Consider the following 17,795-nt stretch of genomic DNA (forward strand, 5'->3'; position numbering starts at 1 on the left):
ATCATAAAAAACCCTCTCATACAAGTAATGACAGCGAAATACACCGGATTTTAACATAAAAAAACGGATGACAATCGTCATCCGTTTTTTATGATTTCAACTTATTTTTTTAAGTTGTAGAAAGATTTAGCGCCATCGTATACAGCTAGAACACCTAGCTCGTCTTCGATGCGTAGTAATTGGTTGTATTTCGCAATACGGTCTGTACGGCTCATAGAACCAGTTTTGATTTGACCAGCATTTGTTGCAACAGCGATATCAGCGATTGTTGCATCTTCAGTTTCACCAGAACGGTGAGAAACTACTGCTGTGTAACCAGCACGTTTAGCCATTTCAATAGCTTCGAACGTTTCAGTTAATGTACCGATTTGGTTAACTTTGATAAGGATAGAGTTACCTACGCCTTGTTCGATACCTTGAGAAAGTTTTTTCGTGTTTGTTACGAATAAATCGTCACCAACAAGCTGTACTTTGCCGCCAATGCGCTCAGTTAATAGCTTGTGACCATCCCAGTCATTTTCGTCTAAACCGTCTTCGATTGAAACGATTGGGAATTCGTTAACTAACTGCTCGTAGAAATCTACCATTTCAGCAGAAGTTACGCCTGTACGACCTTCGCCTGCTAAGTCATATTTACCAGTTTCTTTGTTGAAGAATTCAGAAGAAGCAACGTCCATACCTAATTGGATGTCTTGACCAGCTTTGTAGCCAGCTTTTTCGATTGCTTCAACAATTACTTCTAATGCTTCACGGTTAGAACCAAGGTTTGGAGCGAATCCACCTTCGTCACCTACAGCTGTATTTAAGCCTTTTGCAGATAAAACAGATTTTAACGCGTGGAATACTTCAGCACCCATACGGATTGCTTCTTTGAATGTAGGAGCTCCTACAGGTAAAATCATGAACTCTTGGAAGTCAACGTTGTTATCAGCATGAGAACCACCGTTGATGATGTTCATCATTGGAGTTGGTAATTGCTTCGCGTTGAATCCACCAAGGTAACGATATAATGGAAGACCTACGAAATCAGCTGCTGCGTGAGCTACTGCCATAGATACACCAAGGATAGCGTTAGCACCTAATTTACCTTTGTTTTCCGTACCATCTAGCTCAATCATAAGGCGGTCGATACCGATTTGATCAGTTGCGTCCATACCTACTAATTCAGGAGCGATAATTTCGTTTACGTTTTCTACTGCTTTTAATACACCTTTACCTAGGTAGCGAGATTTGTCACCATCGCGTAATTCTACTGCTTCGTGTTCACCAGTAGAAGCACCACTTGGTACGATTGCGCGTCCGAAAGCGCCTGATTCAGTATATACTTCTACTTCAACTGTTGGGTTACCGCGAGAATCTAATACTTCGCGTGCATAAATGTCAAGAATTGTTGGCATTTTAAAACTCTCCTTTATAATTAATTATTTAATTAATGTTTTACCTGTCATTTCTTTTGGCTGTGCTACATCTAGAAGAGTAAGCATTGTAGGAGCTAGATCCCCTAGAATACCGTCTTCACGAAGCTCTAAGCCTTGTTTTGTTACAATTACCGGAACAGGATTCGTTGTATGAGCCGTCATTGGATTACCTTCAAGTGTAATCACTTCATCAGCATTACCATGGTCTGCTGTGATAATTGCTGTACCGCCTTTAGCTAAAATTGCATCTACAATTTTGCCTAAGCACTCATCTACTGTTTCAATCGCTTTTACCGTTGGTTCTAACATACCTGAATGACCTACCATATCAGGGTTTGCAAAGTTTAATAAAATAGCGTCCTGCTTGTCGCCCTCGATTTCTGCAAGCAACGCGTCCGTCACTTCATAAGCACTCATCTCAGGTTTCAAGTCATATGTTGCTACTTTTGGTGAATCGATTAAGATACGTGTTTCACCAGGAAACTCTGCTTCACGTCCACCGCTCATAAAGAACGTTACGTGAGGATATTTTTCCGTTTCAGCAATACGAAGCTGCTTTAAGTTATTTTGAGATAATACTTCACCAAGCGTATTATCTAAGTTAATTGGCTTAAAGGCTACATATCCGTCAACTGTTTCGCTGAAGTGAGTTAGACATACAAAATGTAAGTTTTTCGGATGTTTCTCACCGCGATCAAATGAGCGGAAATCTTCGTTTGCGAACGTATTTGAAATTTGAATTGCGCGATCGGGACGGAAGTTGTAGAAAATGACTGCATCTTCGTCTTGAATTGTCGCAACTGGCGATCCGTCTTCCTTTGTAATAACAGAAGGTAAAACGAATTCGTCATAGATTCCATTTTCATATGAATCTTTTACGCACTCTTCAGCGCTTGTATATGATGGACCTTCACCGTACACCATTGCGCGGTATGATTTCTCTACGCGCTCCCAGCGTTTGTCGCGGTCCATTGAGTAGTAACGTCCTGAAAGTGTTGCAATTTCACCAACGCCGTACTCTTCAATTTTTTCATTAAGTTCTTTTAAATACGTTTCAGCAGATTGAGGTGCTACGTCACGACCATCTAAGAAGCCATGAATGTAGACTTTTTCTAAGCCTTCACTCTTAGCTAGACGCAATAATGCATAAAGATGTTCGATATGACTGTGTACACCGCCATCAGATAAAAGTCCGAAAAGATGAAGGTTTGTACCCTTTTCTTTTGCGTGCTTTACAGCTGCTACAAGCGTTTCGTTTTGTTCAAACTCGCCTTCACGAATTGCTACGTTTACACGAGTTAAGCTTTGGTACACAATTCGGCCTGCACCGATGTTTAAGTGACCTACTTCAGAGTTACCCATTTGGCCTTCCGGTAAGCCTACAGCTTCTCCAGACGCCTGAAGTGTAGCATGAGGATACTCGTTCCAGAAACGGTCGAAGTTTGGTTTTTTTGCATGTGTTACCGCATTACCTTTATCTTCATCGCGTAATGCAAAACCATCTAAGATGATTAATGCTACTGGCTTTTTACTCATTACTTACCAGCCTCCAAAAGCTGTAAGAAAGAATCTGCTTCTAAGCTTGCTCCACCTACTAAAGCTCCGTCAATGTCTGATTGAGACATATATTCTTTAATATTAGCAGGTTTTACGCTACCGCCGTATTGAATACGTACAGCATCTGCAACATCTTGAGAGAATTGTTCTGCAACAACGCTACGGATGTATGCACAAACTTCGTTTGCACCTTCAGCAGTTGAAGATTTACCTGTACCGATTGCCCAGATTGGCTCATATGCGATAACCGTTTGTTTTACTTGCTCATCAGTTAGACCAGCTAATGCTTTTTGTACTTGATTAGCTACAACTGTTTTTGTTTGGTCTTGTTCATACTCTTCGTTTGTTTCACCGCAGCAAACGATTGGTGTTAAACCGTGTTTGAATGCAGCAATTGTTTTTTGGTTTACTGTTTCGTCCGTTTCAGCAAACATTTCACGACGTTCAGAGTGTCCTAAAATTACGTAGTTCACACCTAGGTCTGCTAATGCAACAGGGCTCACTTCTCCAGTGAACGCACCGTTTTCTTCGAAGTGCATGTTTTGTGCACCAATTTTTAAGTCTGTGCCTTTAGTCGCTTCTACTAAACGATCTAAAAATAGTGCAGGTGCACATACTACTGAATCTACGCTTTCAGGAGATGGTACTGCTCCTTTTACTTCTTCAACAAAGCTAGTTGCTTCAGAAAGTACTTTATTCATTTTCCAGTTTCCTGCAATAATTGGTTTACGCATGTGTAACACCGTCCTTTGTTTATTGTGGGTTTTCACTTCACGCGTTAGATGTCCAAGAGGGTGCTGTTAAAAGTGATTCGGTCCCTTTTATCTCTTGGTCATCCTTCTTCGCTGCTTGATAATTATTTATATTATCAGTCGTCAGGTCGGTCCTCCGTCTTACTGAAATATAAACTTACTTATCGTTTAGTGCAACTACGCCTGGAAGTTCTTTACCTTCCATAAACTCTAGTGACGCACCGCCACCTGTAGAAATATGGCTCATTTTATCAGCTAGGTTGAATTTTTCAACAGCTGCTGCAGAGTCTCCTCCGCCGATTACTGAATATGTGTCAGTTGCTTCTGCTAAAGCTTCAGCTACTGCTTTTGTTCCATTAGCAAATGCGTCTAATTCAAATACACCCATTGGTCCATTCCAAATAACTAACTTAGAGTTTTTGATTACGTCAGCATAGATTTCACGCGTTTTCGGTCCTGCGTCTAAGCCTTCCCAATCGCTTGGAATGTTTTCAATTGATACAACTTGAATATTAGCATCATTTGAGAAGTCATCTGCTACTACCACGTCCACTGGCATGTAGAAGTTTACTCCGTTTTTCTTAGCTTTTTCCATGAAAGATTTTGCAAGTTCAATCTTGTCTTCTTCAAGAAGTGATTTACCTACTTCATGGCCTAGTGCCTTAATAAATGTGTAAGAAAGTCCTCCACCGATGATTAAGTTATCTACTTTATCAAGTAAGTGGTCAATTACACCGATTTTGTCTTTAACTTTTGCTCCACCAACGATTGCAGTAAATGGACGTTCTGGGTTCGATAATGCTTTTGAAAGCACATCAAGCTCTTTTTCCATTAAGAAACCTGCTACTGCTGGAATGTGTTGAGCAATTCCTTCTGTTGAAGCGTGCGCACGGTGAGCTGCACCGAATGCATCGTTTACGTATACATCTGCTAATTCAGCAAACGCTTTTGCTAATTCAGGATCGTTTTTCTCTTCGCCTGGGTAAAAACGTACGTTTTCAAGTACTAAAACATCGCCTTCGCTCATGCCGTCGATTGTTTTCTTTACTTCTTCACCAAAAGCTTCGTCAGCTTTTGCAACGTCTTTACCAAGAAGAGCTTGTAAACGTTCTGCAACAGCATTTAGACGTAACTCTTCAACAACTTCGCCTTTTGGACGTCCAAGATGGCTAGCTAAAATTACTTTTGCACCTTGTTCTACTAAATATTGAATAGTAGGAATAGCTGCACGAATACGAGTTTCGTCTGTTACTTTTCCGTCTTTCATTGGTACGTTAAAGTCTACGCGACAAAATACTCGCTTTCCTTTTACATCGATGTCTTTCAACGTTTTTTTGTTCATCGTTAAAAGGCCTCCTTAAGTATTTATGGTACTAAGCAAGTAGGCTTCTATGTAATCATCAATCCACAAACCACCGTAGATTTCATTTTATATATTGGCGCCTTTCTATATAAAGTGAAACTCCAGTTAGCTGCTTATGACGCTTTTTCATGTAGAAGCCAATACATAAATCAAGGAAGAGGGGGTATGCCCCTCTCTTCCTTAGCAAGTCTTATTATAGTCGTTCTATTTTCAGATATCCAATAAAAAAGGAAAGTCTAGTCGATTTCTGTCTTATTGAATAAAATAGAAGCGAATTTTAAGTTATTCTTATAGTCCTTTAGCAGCGATGTATTGAGCAAGGTCTACTACACGGTTAGAATATCCGCTCTCGTTATCGTACCAAGAGATAACTTTAACCATGTTACCTTCCATTACCATTGTAGATAATGCATCGATTGTAGAAGAGTTGATGTTACCATTGTAGTCACCAGATACTAGTGGCTCTTCGCTGTAACCAAGGATGCCTTTAAGATCGCCTTCAGCAGCTTCTTTAAGAGCGTTGTTTACATCTTCAACAGTTACTTCTTTATCAAGTTCAGCAACTAAGTCTACTAAAGAAACGTTTGGAGTTGGAACACGCATAGCTCCACCGTTTAATTTACCTTTTAATTCAGGTAATACTAGAGATACAGCTTTAGCAGCACCAGTTGAAGTTGGGATGATGTTTTCAGCAGCTGCACGAGCACGACGGTAATCTTTGTGTGGTAAGTCTAAGATTTGTTGGTCGTTTGTGTAAGAGTGAACTGTTGTCATCATTCCGCGTTTAAGACCGAACTTGTCGTTTAACACTTTAGCAAATGGCGCTAAGCAGTTAGTTGTACAAGAAGCATTTGAAATTACGTTGTGGTTAGCTGCATCGTATTTGTCTTCGTTAACACCCATTACGATTGTGATGTCTTCATCAGATGCTGGAGCAGAGATAATTACTTTTTTAGCTCCTGCTTCTAAGTGTTTTGCAGCGTCAGCGCGTTTTGTGAAGAATCCAGTAGATTCAACAACAACTTCTACGCCTTGTTTGCCCCAAGATAATTGAGCTGGGTCGCGTTCAGCAGAGATTTCGATTGTTTTACCGTTTACTACTAAGTTGCTACCATCTACTACTACTTCTGCATCTAATTTTCCGTGTACAGAATCATATTTTAAAAGGTGAGCAAGCATGTTAGCATCTGTTAAGTCGTTGATTGCTACTACTTCAACGTTATCATTTTTTAAAGCTGCGCGGAATACATTACGGCCGATACGACCAAATCCGTTAATACCAATTTTTACTGCCATGGGTATTTCCTCCTTGAATGTAAAAAGTATTTTTTTATATGAGGGATTAATTAAAATCCCTTACTAACTCTTTTGCGGCGCCTTCATCTGTAATGAGAATCGAATCATGCGCTTGTTGCATAAACGCTTTAATTGCCTTTGCTTTTGATGAACCTCCTGCAACAGCAATAACACATTTATTGTTCTTTAAATCATCGAGTTGTATGCCAACTGTTTTAACTTTATGAACAACTTCGCCTTGATGATTAAAATAGTATCCAAATGCCTCACCTACAGCATGTCCATTTTTCACTTTTTCTAAGTCAGCTTGTGGTGTTTTACGGCGTTCTGCCATTGTCATAGCGTCTCCTATTCCGTGAACAACCATACCAGCGGACTTGATTAAATGAAGCATGTCTTTAATAGATGGCTCACCGATAATGGATCGGTATGCTTCATCACTAAGCTGATCTGGAACATGAAGCAAGCGATAGTGACTCATGGACTTTTCAGCCATCTTAGCACAAATCGTGTTTGCTTGGTTTTGTACATTTTCACCTAGCCCTCCGCGAGCAGGTACAAAAAGTACATCAGGGTGTTTTGAATCAGGTGTCATCATTTCGGCAACGGCGGCAAGCGTTGTACCACCTGTAACAGCAACGGTATTTTTTTCACCAACAAGGCGCTCCTTGATACACGAAACAGATGCTCGACCCATTTCATTTTTGACCCAAGGAGACTGATCACTATCTCCAGATACAACAACAACTTCTGATAAAGAAAACGCCTCTTTTAATGTTGTTTCCAATAATCGAAGTCCTGAAACTTCCTTCATTACTTCTTCTAACTCAGCTAGAAGTAGTTCTCCCTCGTTTGTAAGCGTCATCCCACTAGGGTAAATGTCAATCAAATCTTGTTCTTTTAAGAATGTTACTTCGCTTCGTAACACACGCTCTGTTAGCCCAAGGCTTACAGCTAAGTTTCTGCGGCCAATCGGCTGCATTAAACGTATGTATTGCAAGATTTGATAGCGCTTTTGCATAACTGAGAGAAGTTCAGGTAATAATTTTCGTTGTACTTCTATTAAAGAACGCATGTTAAAATCCCCTTAAGGCATAAACTTGCTGGACATATTTTGTCCCATATAGACATATTATGTCCCACCTTGCGCAAAAAAAATTCACCCTGCTACAAAATCTATTCTAACAGGAGTGAATCCTTTATTCAACTCATGTGTTGCCTATTTTTAAAAGTAAGCGTTTTCTTAATGGAATACCTGTTATTTTTCCATATTCCACTTCTTCTCCATCCATTTCTACTACAGGAATCGCAAGGTGATACTTTTCCAGCCACTCATCGTTTTTGTAAATATCTCGTTCCATAAGCTGAAAGGGAAACTCAGACTGCATCTCTGCAAGCAGCTTCTTTGCATCATCGCATAAATGACAGCCATTTTTGGTATATAGTACGACTTCCACATTCCCACTCCTTTACTGCGTGACAAAAAGTTTTCGTTGACTGGATGGTAGAACGTTTAATTGGTCTCGATATTTGGCTACCGTTCTTCTTGAAATAGTAACGTTATAATTGCTTTGCAAGACGTTAGCCAACTGCTGATCTGAAAGCGGACGCTGTTTGTTTTCTTCTGATACTAGCTTTTTAAGCAGTTCTTTTACGTGAGTTGTAGAAGTCGCTTCGTTGTTGCCCAGTTGAATACTAGTTGAGAAAAAAGATTTCATTGAAAAGGTGCCAAAAGGCGTTTGAATATATTTGTGCCGAGTAGCACGGCTAATCGTTGATTCATGCACAGAGGTTTGTTCCGCTACTTCCTTCATCGTTAACGGCTTCAAATACGAAGGGCCCTTTTTAAAAAATGCTTCTTGTTCAACGAGTAAAGTATTCATTAATGCGTTTAATGTGTCTTTGCGTGTGTGTAAACTTTTCATAATCCATTGAAATTCACGATATTTCTCTTGCAAATAAGAAAACATTTCTTGGTTCTGCTTATTTTTCAGCTGAAGTTTGTATTGTTCGTTCACTGAAAGACGAGGTTCCAAATCCTCATTTGCATAAGCAACGACATTTCCATCTTCAATTTTCACAATAAAATCCGGTACAATGAATCGTTCATTGGACTTCATATAAAATGATCCAGGACGAGGATTTAATTTCTTAATCTGTTCATGTAATTGTTGAAGAGCTTCAAGTGAGATTTGACATAACTTTGAGATTTTCATCCATTTTTTATAAGCAAATTCCTCAAAGTGATGTGTCAAAATTTGCTCTATTTTTTCTGTCCATTGATTACTTCTTTTTAATTGGAGCATTAAGCACTCCTGTAAACTTCTCGCCCCTACTCCTGCCGGGTCCATCTGCTGCACAAGTTGAAGAGCCTTTTCAACCTGCTCTTGATCTTGGCCAAGCTGGTTAGCAAGTATGATTAACTCATCGTGCAAATAGCCAGCATCATCCAGACTATGAATAACAAACTCAACGGCTGCCTGCTCACATTCATCTAATTTTAATAATGCGGATTGATTCATTAAATGTTCGTACAGCGTTTCTTTAGGAGCTGGTATACTGCTCATATAATCTGTTGAATCAGAAGTTGCATGATTTTTTTGATTGTGAGATGTATTGACGGGCAGCTCTGAAAAATCTATAAGCGGATTTTGAAGCGCCTGCTCATGTAAAAACGCTACAATATCCATCGATGAATATTGTAAAAGAGAAATAGCTTGTGATAATTCTTTTGACATCGTCAGTTTTAACGACTGCTGCTGAAATAATCCAATCTCCATTATTTCTCCCCTCCCCTTCATCTATTTTACTATAAAAACGCTTTCAAAGAGCATGTAACTATTTTTTATATGTAATTTTTTCATCAAAAAATCTCCGTCAACCTTTGTTAACGAAGCATTTCATCCTATTTTTAGTTACTAACCATCAAAAAAGTAATAGAGCTATACACCTTTATAACTTTTCATTATAATTCGCGCCTACTACATGATCCCAGTACTAATTCGACATGACGTTTTCTTCGTCATGTCGAATTTTCTGCATTTGTATAATATATAGAAGAATTGCTTATTGAATAGTTTGTGCCATTTGCATAAACTTGTCTAAGTTTTCTGCGTCATTTTTCGTAAAAATGGTTAGCTTCATTGGTTTCTTTCCTTTAACCAACACGGCGTTTACCGTATGATCGCCAGATGTGGCTTCATACCAAACAGAATCTTTGAAGATTCCATTCTCTTCAAGATTCTTTTTCTCTGCTGCATTTTTATTAACTGCTGTTGCCGTTTGTTTAACAGATTGAGCAGCGTCATCCAGCGATGCTTCTGATGAAAGCATTTCAATACGCATAAATTGAGAATCATCTGAAGTTAACACTAACGCATCTTTTCCAGGTTCTTCACCCGTTAGTTTATAGCCGTCCATTACTTGAATAGAATAATCTTGTTCTGGGCTTTTTGTTAGTTTTGTTTCTGAAGAAGACCTTGACTGTCCACCTTCCGCCGTTTCGCTAGTCGATGATTGACTTCCTGAAGGTTCGGCTGAGACCTCAGCAGAATCCGCATCTTTTTTCGACTCTTCTTTTGCAGCGCCTGATGTTTGATCAGATTTAGAAGCTGTATCCTGCTGAACATTTTCTGCTTGATCATTAGACTTCGGCTGAGCAGAATCTTCGTTCGTCCCGCATGCAGATAGTAATAGGGCTACCGATGCACTGACAATGAAAAGTTTGTTCATGTATTTCATATTTATTCCTCCTCCGTTTTTCTTTTCCTTATATACTGTTTTATAGTATTCTGACAAATTCCGCAACCGGTACAATGGAATTAATTTCTTGCTTCCTTACGCGTATAAAGGGTTATAGAAGGAAAATAAATATTATTTTTTGAGAAGATGAGCCTTTTTACTCAAAATAAAAAACGTTGCGTAATCCGCAACGTTTTAAGACGCCCTCGACAGGATTCGAACCCACCCTAAGAGAACCGGAATCTCTTGTGCTATCCACTACACTACGAGGGCATATTTGTCACAACTTCCATTATAGGAGAGAAAACTTCTCTTTTCAATAGAATACTACGTTTATTTTTTTTAGAAGGGGGAAAAATTTTAATAATGTCAAAGAGGAATACATAGTCTTTTAAGCGAATATGTGTAGTAGAGGTTCTTTTGTTTGACCTTTATTGACCATACGTGTATTATAGGTACATAACAAATTATTCTTGTTAAGGAGGAATTTAATATGAACTTAATTCCTACAGTTATTGAACAAACAAACCGTGGTGAACGTGCTTATGACATTTATTCACGTTTATTAAAAGACCGCATTATTATTTTAGGTAGTGCTATTGATGATAATGTAGCTAACTCGATCGTTTCTCAGCTTCTATTCTTAGCTGCTGAAGACCCAGAAAAAGATATCTCACTTTATATCAACAGCCCAGGTGGCTCTATTACAGCTGGAATGGCTATCTATGATACGATGCAATTCATTAAGCCAAAAGTTTCTACAATTTGTATCGGTATGGCTGCATCAATGGGTGCTTTCTTACTGGCTGCTGGTGAAAAGGGCAAACGTTTTGCTCTTCCAAACAGCGAAGTAATGATTCATCAACCTCTTGGTGGTGCTCAAGGACAAGCTACTGAAATCGAAATTGCGGCAAAACGTATTCTATTCTTACGTGAAAAACTAAATTCAATTTTAGCTGAGCGTACAGGTCAACCGTTAGAAGTGCTACAACGTGATACAGATCGTGATAATTTCATGACTGCTGAACGCGCTTTAGAATACGGTCTAATTGACAAAGTATTAGAAAACGACCCTAAATAAGAAAAAAGCCTTTCCCACTTTGGGAAAGGCTTTTTTATGCATCGTTCTCTACGTAAGCGACTAACGCATCCATTGCTTCTTTTTCATCTACCCCTTCAACAATGAGCGTAATAAGAGAACCGTTATTAATCGCTAAGCTCATTAACCCCATGATACTTTTAGCGTTGACTACTTTCTCATCTTTCTTCAAGTACACATCAGATGTAAAACGAGTTGCTTCTTGCACGAATAGTGCCGCAACACGAGCTTGTAATCCCGTTTTTAATTTTACTTCTACTTGTTTTTCCATGATAAAATCCTCCCCCTTGCAATTCCCCTTATGTGACTGGCTGACCGGCGCGAAGCTTGTCTGCTATTTGGTCAATTTTACGCAATCGATGGTTAATGCCTGATTTGCTAATTTGACCTCCAGATACCATCTCACCAAGCTCCTTTAACGTAACGTCTTGATATTCCACACGCAAACGAGCAATTTCTCTCAGCTTTTCTGGTAAGATATCTAATCCAGCTGTTTCATCAATATAACGAATGTTTTCCACTTGACGAATGGCCGCTCCGATTGTTTTGTTTAAGTTAGCTGTTTCACAATTAACTAAGCGATTAACGGAATTTCGCATATCTCGGACAATTCTTACATCCTCAAACCGTAAAAGAGCGTTATGGGCTCCAATGATATTTAGAAACTCCGTAATTTTTTCAGCTTCTTTCAAATAGTTAATATAGCCTTTTTTTCGTTCTAATGTTTTACTATTCAATTGAAATTCGTTCATTAAATTGCATAAAGCTTCGTTGTGCTCTTCATACAATGAAAAGATTTCAAGATGGTACGATGATGTCTCCGGGTTATTAATAGAGCCGCCGGCTAAAAATGCGCCTCTTAAGTAGGATCGCTTACAGCATTTCTTTTGTACTAGCTCTGGTGAAATACGATGTGTAAACGTGAATCCTTCTTCTACAATTTTTAAGTCTTCCAAAAGCATTCTTGTTTTCTCTACTAATCGAACAATATACACATTGTTTTTCTTCAGCCGCATTTTCTTACGTACAAGCAGTTCTACTGACACATCATAATTTTTCTTAAGCAGGACATAAATGCGTCGAGCAATCGCTGCATTTTCAGTTTGGACATCAACTGTGAATTTTTTATTCGAAAAAGAAAGTGAACCATTCATTCGAATTAATGCAGAGAGCTCTGCTTTTGCACAGCAATCCTTGACTTCTAAATTCGTTAACTCTTTTTTTGTTTCTGATGCAAATGACATAACTTCACCTCCAATCTACATACGGAAATAGTGTTAAACACCAGTATTCGCTTTACCTTGCAGCGATGTCAGCATAGAATACACAAGCTTTGCTACTTTTTTTGTATCATGCCTAATTACGCTGCCGTCATACTGAATAATTTGATCTTCAATCACTTCTAAACCTAATTTTAGCAATACTTCACGGTCATATTCTACAGGCTGAGCCTGCTCTACTTGATATTTCTTTTTTAAAGGTGCCGGAATAGGTGCATTATTGACAATAATCGCATCTAAAAACGCACACGGCATATGGTTGTAAAGCGCTTTAATATGATCACTTGCCTTAAAACCCAATGTCTCACCCGGCTGCGTCATCACGTTGCACACGTACACTTTCTTTGCTTTTGTCGAACAAAGCTCATTACAAATATCTTGCACCAGTAAATTCGGCAAAATACTTGTATAAAGACTTCCCGGCCCCAATACAATTAAATCAGCGCGTCGAATAGCTTTTATTGTCTCGACAAGCGGTTTCACATCGGCAGGCGATAAAAACACTTTATTAATTTTTTTATTAACTTCTGGAATTTTAGATTCACCTGTTACGATGGATCCATCTTGCATCTCCGCATGCAGCACAACACTTTGATTAGCTGCCGGAAGCACTTTCCCTCTGACGTTTAGTACTTTGCTCATTTCTCGTATAGCATGCACAAAATCGCCAGTAATAGACGTCATAGCTGCAAGCAACAAATTGCCAAGAGAATGGCCTGTAAGCTCATTTCCTGTATCAAATCGATGTTGAAAAAGCTCTTCAACTAGTGGCTCTACATCAGATAAAGCAGCTAGCACATTTCGAATATCACCAGGAGCAGGGATTTCAAGTTCATCGCGCAATCGGCCAGAACTTCCCCCGTCGTCTGCTACGGTTACGATGGCTGTAAGATCAAGAGGGTATTCCTTCAACCCTCTTAACAGCACTGGTAAACCCGTTCCTCCCCCAATGACGACAACTTTTGGAAGCTGTTCACTGCTCATCTATGATTTTCCTTTCTCCTCTCAATGTCACGATGAGAAATATGAGTTTTGTATTCATTCTGGAAATGGTGACCTAAATATTCAGCTAATGTGACGGAGCGATGCTGTCCCCCTGTACACCCTATAGCGATGACCAGCTGGCTTTTACCTTCTCGCTTGTACTGCGGAAGCATAAACGAAAGTAGGTCTACTACTTTTTCAATGAACTTTTGAGTTTCCGTCCATTTTAATACGTAAGAAGAAACCTCTTCTTCAAGCCCTGTTTTAGGACGCATATGGTCAATATAGTGAGGGTTTGGCAAAAAGCGCACATCAAAGACTAAATCAGCGTCAATAGGCACCCCGTATTTAAAACCAAATGACATCACATTAACAGTAAAAACTTGTGAAGCGTGCGAAGAAAACTGAGTTAAAATCTTTTCTCTAAGCTCTCTTGGCTTTAACTCTGATGTCTCATAAATAAGCTGAGCTCTTCCTTTTAACTCCTCAAGCAGCTCCCGTTCCATACCAATTCCTTCTAACGGTAAACCCGAAGGAGCTAGCGGATGTGAACGTCTCGTTTCTTTGTAGCGCGTCACCAGTACAGAATCTTTTGCATCTAAAAATAAAATTTGTGGCGTGACCCACGTTGTTTCACTCATGTTATCTAATGCTTCAAATAGGCTTTCAAAAAACTCTCTGCCTCGCAAATCCATAACAAGAGCAACTTTATTCATTTTATTCCCTGACTCTTTCATGAGTTCCAAAAATTTCGGTAGCAATGTAGGGGGTAAATTATCTACACAAAAGAACCCTAAATCTTCAAAACTCTGAATTGCTACTGTTTTTCCTGCACCTGACATTCCAGTAATAATCACTAATTGAATATCGCTTACAGACCCAGTACTCATTTTTCATCCCCCTCAATCTATGCATACATGTCTATTTATCATTAACAAGGATCAATTCGATAAGATAATAACTCGAAATCCGTTGTATACGTAAAGTTGCCATAAATAACACCCGACCCTTTTGCTACATAATCGATAATGTGATGATCTCCCGGGGCCATCGGCAATTCACTTACTTCACTCAAATTATGCCAACCGAGTTTGCCTTCTTCTGATTCTAGCACATTTGTCCCATCAAAATCTGTAGCAAAAAAAGTAAACATCATCCACTCAGATGAAATTTGATCGTTTTCTTTCATCGTAAATGTAAAAATACCTTTTACAGTGGGATTTTTCAAATAAATTCCTGTTTCTTCACGAAATTCTCTTACAACAGAGTCTTTTACAGATTCTCCTTGCTCCATTTTCCCACCCGGGGCCACCCACCAGTTTCTTCGTGGCTTTTGAAGCAACAATACTTTATCGTCTTTCATTAATACACAATTTGTGACCCTTTGCATGTTTTCCACCTCATCATATGTATACTGACATTTTCTTTTATTATACTACGAAACAAACTTCTCTCACAACGGAGATGAACTAACTATTACTAAATTTTCTGAAAATAAACGCTTGCTGTTATATACGTAAATTCAATCTGTTATAGTCAAAAAAAAGAGGCATAGGAACACGTCCTATGCCCGACATACATATATTTTATAAAAGGGGGTCAATTACTATCTATATAGTACCCCATCAATGTTTCACAGGTGTTACAGAACAGTTAAAACCGAATTACGTTTTGTAAACGATTGATTTCAGCCTTATTGCTGAATAGCTTTTAACTTTTCTTTTAACTCTTCTACATAGTGCTGAGCCGTTTGAGCAGCAATGCTGCCATCACCTGTAGCTGTTACAATTTGACGAAGAGCCTTTTCACGAACGTCTCCAGCTGCGAACACACCTGGTACTTTTGTTTCCATTTGCTCGTTCGTTTCAATATATCCTTCTTTATTCGTGATGTTTAGGCTTTCGAATGGTTTTGTTAGTGGAACCATTCCAACATAAATGAATACGCCGTCCGCACCAAACTCGCGCTCTTCACCTGTTTTTGTGTCTACTAACGTTACGCTGCCTACTTTACCGTCTTTTTCATTTACTTCTTTGACTGTTGTATTCCAGATAAAATCAACTTTTTCGTTGTCAAATGCACGCTGCTGTAGGATTTTCTGCGCGCGAAGCTCATCGCGTCGGTGAATAATTGTTACTTTTGTTGCGAAGCGTGTTAAATATACGCCTTCCTCAACCGCAGAGTCTCCACCGCCTACAACGACTAGCTCTTTACCTTTAAAGAATGCACCGTCACATACAGCACAATAAGATACGCCGCGGCCGCCTAGTTCTTTTTCTCCTGGCGCACCTAATTTTTTATATTCAGCACCAGTAGCAACGATTACTGAACGTGTTTTATATTCTTTGCTGCCTGCACGAACTGTCTTGTATTCTTCTCCGTCGATGATTTCTTTAATATCACCGTACGCATATTCCGCACCGAATTTTTTTGCATGCTCAAACATTTTGTTAGAAAGGTCAGGACCAAGGATATGATCATAACCTGGATAGTTTTCTACATCTTCCGTATTAGCCATTTGACCGCCTGGAATTCCGCGTTCAATCATTAGTGTTGATAAATCTGCACGAGATGTATATACAGCAGCAGTCATACCTGCTGGACCTGCCCCAATAATAATGACATCATAAATTTTTTCTTCTGTCATTTCTTTACACTCCTTTTAGGAAATTCCTTCGTAGTTGATTCCAAATTTATGGATAATTATTTCGTTACCACTATCCTAATATGTTCTTCCTATTATCGTCTATTTTTTTGCTCAATTTAATAACGTATTCACAATTTTACTGTACTTTCTAACTGTTGCAGCCGAAATGGAATATTGTTTTGCCGCATCGGCTTGAGTAATAGACTGGTTTTGTTCTTTCGCCCATATATATGTGACGGCTGCAGCCCATGCATTTACGTTGACATGCTGAAAATCATAGGATTGTTTATATACCTGTACATATACATAAAACCAAAAGCTTAAAAGATCCTGGGTATCACTTTCAGTCTGCGATTCCATCTCCAGTTCAATAACATCTGCCACCTCAAAAATCACATGTTGTTTATCCTGCCATACATACGTATATACTTCATCCAAAAGTGTACTCATATGTATGGACGATTTGATTTCTTCTAAAAGAAGCAGACGCTGCTGTTCAGGAAGCTTTTTTGCCATATACAAGCTGTAAAGCTGATCGTGAACATTGTTTGTTGCACACTTCTTTTTCGCTGTAACATCCACTTTCGATTGAAAAACCTTCGCAGCTTTTTGACTGATGCGCCAAGGCTCCTCTCCTTCTTTATCAGGAACGTCTTCCAATGCCAGCTTCCACATTTCTTTAGCGAAGGCTTCATGTCCAGTATAGTAAGAGGCGTATGAAAGCCAATAATGAAATGAGTTGTCTCCTTGAAAACCTTGTGTATAAAGCTTTTTTAACCATCTGTATGATAGTTTGTATTGACCAATCAACGCAAATGTTGCTCCAAGCTTATAGCGGTGTTCAAATGACATCGGATAAACGCGGCTAAGCCCGTCTGTAAGCTCCTCAACTTCTTTATGCTTATGGCAATAATAATAGAAAATCAGCTGATTGCATAACGCATGAAGATTTCCAGGGTTTTTCTCCAATACTTCATTCAGCAAATCCATTGCCTCATCAATTTTATTTAAATAAAAATAAGCTAACGCTAAATTATTATATGCAGACCAGAATTCTGGATACTCATCAATTATTTCAGTTAACAAATCCACTGCTTCTTCAAAATTCGTTGCTTCAAGCAGTCGTTTTGCTTGTTCTTGTTTTATAATCAGCATGTCGCCTAGCTGATTTTTAGGCTCTTCATCTTCTTCATCCACATCAATTGATAGTAAATCTAACAGATCTGTAGCCGATCGAAAGAGGTCACCATTTGGAAAATGCTCAATGTAATACATCGCGTATTTTTTTGATTCTTCAAACAGTCCAAGATGCGCATAGCTGTTGGCTATATAGTAGTAACAGCTTCCTAATGTATCGTCCATATGATGAATCACATGGAGAAAAAGCTCGTTGGCATCTTGATAATCTCCCTGCTCCGTTAAAGCTACTCCAACGTTTGTAAGAAGCTGTGGATTACGGGCATTTTCTTTGTTTGCACGCGTTAAATACTTGAGCGCTTTATCTGACTCCTCTTCTTCAAACGCCTGCAGCGCTTTTTCGAAATAGAAGTCACCCGTTTGCGAAAATGGAATTACTTGTGCCATTTTTTGAATTACTTTTGAGTGTTTTTCCATTAAGCCCTCCAAATAAGTTGATAATTTCGACGTTCGTAGTATAT

General features: G+C 39.0%; 17 protein-coding genes and 1 tRNA gene. 1 reads left to right on the forward strand and 17 read right to left on the reverse strand.

All coding sequences use genetic code 11. The features are described from left to right. Positions 1 to 101 precede the first annotated feature (101 nt). The 10 genes from eno to AC1VNJ_RS19140 all read right to left on the reverse strand — a co-directional run bounded on the left by eno (position 102) and on the right by AC1VNJ_RS19140 (position 10,400). Entirely contained in the window at positions 102 to 1,397 is a 1,296-nt protein-coding gene (gene eno / locus AC1VNJ_RS19095) for a phosphopyruvate hydratase (RefSeq protein ID WP_028412055.1), read from the reverse strand. Positions 1,398 to 1,421: 24 nt separating this feature from the next. Continuing rightward, a complete protein-coding gene (gene gpmI, locus AC1VNJ_RS19100; RefSeq protein ID WP_028412054.1) occupies positions 1,422 to 2,954 on the reverse strand; it encodes a 2,3-bisphosphoglycerate-independent phosphoglycerate mutase in 1,533 nt (510 codons plus the stop codon). Further along, positions 2,954 to 3,709 (reverse strand): triose-phosphate isomerase, encoded by a 756-nt coding sequence (gene tpiA / locus AC1VNJ_RS19105; protein WP_013085385.1) that lies wholly within the window; start codon positions 3,707 to 3,709, stop codon positions 2,954 to 2,956. Before tpiA ends, gpmI begins: the two co-directional genes overlap by 1 nt. Positions 3,710 to 3,884: 175 nt before the next feature. Beyond that, complete coding sequence (locus AC1VNJ_RS19110; RefSeq protein ID WP_338705147.1) at positions 3,885 to 5,069, reverse strand: phosphoglycerate kinase; 1,185 nt, start codon at positions 5,067 to 5,069, stop codon at positions 3,885 to 3,887. A 309-nt stretch (positions 5,070 to 5,378) separates the two neighbouring features. After that, positions 5,379 to 6,386, reverse strand: coding sequence for a type I glyceraldehyde-3-phosphate dehydrogenase (gene gap, locus AC1VNJ_RS19115; RefSeq protein WP_014457839.1), 1,008 nt, complete (start codon positions 6,384 to 6,386; stop codon positions 5,379 to 5,381). 46 nt (positions 6,387 to 6,432) lie between these two features. Further along, complete coding sequence (locus AC1VNJ_RS19120) at positions 6,433 to 7,461, reverse strand: sugar-binding transcriptional regulator (protein ID WP_014457838.1); 1,029 nt, start codon at positions 7,459 to 7,461, stop codon at positions 6,433 to 6,435. Between the two features lie 133 nt (positions 7,462 to 7,594). After that, the gene (locus AC1VNJ_RS19125) at positions 7,595 to 7,843 is read right to left on the reverse strand and encodes a glutaredoxin family protein (RefSeq protein WP_033580423.1); all 249 of its coding nucleotides are present in this window, start codon (positions 7,841 to 7,843) and stop codon (positions 7,595 to 7,597) included. Positions 7,844 to 7,855: 12 nt separating this feature from the next. Further along, positions 7,856 to 9,166, reverse strand: a complete 1,311-nt coding sequence (gene rpoN, locus AC1VNJ_RS19130; RefSeq protein ID WP_028412050.1) for an RNA polymerase factor sigma-54 — start codon at positions 9,164 to 9,166, stop codon at positions 7,856 to 7,858. Positions 9,167 to 9,452: 286 nt separating this feature from the next. Next, entirely contained in the window at positions 9,453 to 10,127 is a 675-nt protein-coding gene (locus AC1VNJ_RS19135; protein ID WP_028412049.1) for a hypothetical protein, read from the reverse strand. Positions 10,128 to 10,328: 201 nt separating this feature from the next. Next, positions 10,329 to 10,400: transfer RNA gene (locus tag AC1VNJ_RS19140), tRNA-Arg, on the reverse strand. Positions 10,401 to 10,620: 220 nt separating this feature from the next. Here AC1VNJ_RS19140 and clpP point away from each other — a divergent pair. Beyond that, complete coding sequence (gene clpP / locus AC1VNJ_RS19145) at positions 10,621 to 11,208, forward strand: ATP-dependent Clp endopeptidase proteolytic subunit ClpP (RefSeq protein WP_013059707.1); 588 nt, start codon at positions 10,621 to 10,623, stop codon at positions 11,206 to 11,208. A 34-nt stretch (positions 11,209 to 11,242) separates the two neighbouring features. On the opposite strand, the gene AC1VNJ_RS19150 is transcribed toward clpP, so the two are convergent. The 7 genes from AC1VNJ_RS19150 to AC1VNJ_RS19180 form a co-directional block, all read right to left on the reverse strand. Then, positions 11,243 to 11,497, reverse strand: a complete 255-nt coding sequence (locus AC1VNJ_RS19150; protein ID WP_013059708.1) for an HPr family phosphocarrier protein — start codon at positions 11,495 to 11,497, stop codon at positions 11,243 to 11,245. A 28-nt stretch (positions 11,498 to 11,525) separates the two neighbouring features. Continuing rightward, the gene (gene whiA / locus AC1VNJ_RS19155) at positions 11,526 to 12,470 is read right to left on the reverse strand and encodes a DNA-binding protein WhiA (protein ID WP_013085390.1); all 945 of its coding nucleotides are present in this window, start codon (positions 12,468 to 12,470) and stop codon (positions 11,526 to 11,528) included. A 33-nt stretch (positions 12,471 to 12,503) separates the two neighbouring features. Next, a complete protein-coding gene (locus AC1VNJ_RS19160; RefSeq protein WP_028412048.1) occupies positions 12,504 to 13,490 on the reverse strand; it encodes a gluconeogenesis factor YvcK family protein in 987 nt (328 codons plus the stop codon). Beyond that, positions 13,487 to 14,380 (reverse strand): RNase adapter RapZ, encoded by an 894-nt coding sequence (rapZ, locus tag AC1VNJ_RS19165; RefSeq protein ID WP_013059711.1) that lies wholly within the window; start codon positions 14,378 to 14,380, stop codon positions 13,487 to 13,489. Before rapZ ends, AC1VNJ_RS19160 begins: the two co-directional genes overlap by 4 nt. A 41-nt stretch (positions 14,381 to 14,421) precedes the next feature. Beyond that, the gene (locus AC1VNJ_RS19170; RefSeq protein ID WP_013059712.1) at positions 14,422 to 14,880 is read right to left on the reverse strand and encodes an 8-oxo-dGTP diphosphatase; all 459 of its coding nucleotides are present in this window, start codon (positions 14,878 to 14,880) and stop codon (positions 14,422 to 14,424) included. 303 nt (positions 14,881 to 15,183) lie between these two features. After that, the gene (trxB, locus tag AC1VNJ_RS19175; protein WP_482641187.1) at positions 15,184 to 16,137 is read right to left on the reverse strand and encodes a thioredoxin-disulfide reductase; all 954 of its coding nucleotides are present in this window, start codon (positions 16,135 to 16,137) and stop codon (positions 15,184 to 15,186) included. Positions 16,138 to 16,248: 111 nt separating this feature from the next. Continuing rightward, positions 16,249 to 17,751, reverse strand: coding sequence for a tetratricopeptide repeat protein (locus tag AC1VNJ_RS19180; RefSeq protein WP_033580422.1), 1,503 nt, complete (start codon positions 17,749 to 17,751; stop codon positions 16,249 to 16,251). Positions 17,752 to 17,795 lie beyond the last annotated feature (44 nt).

The organism is Priestia sp. 3CA3, assembly GCF_056836725.1.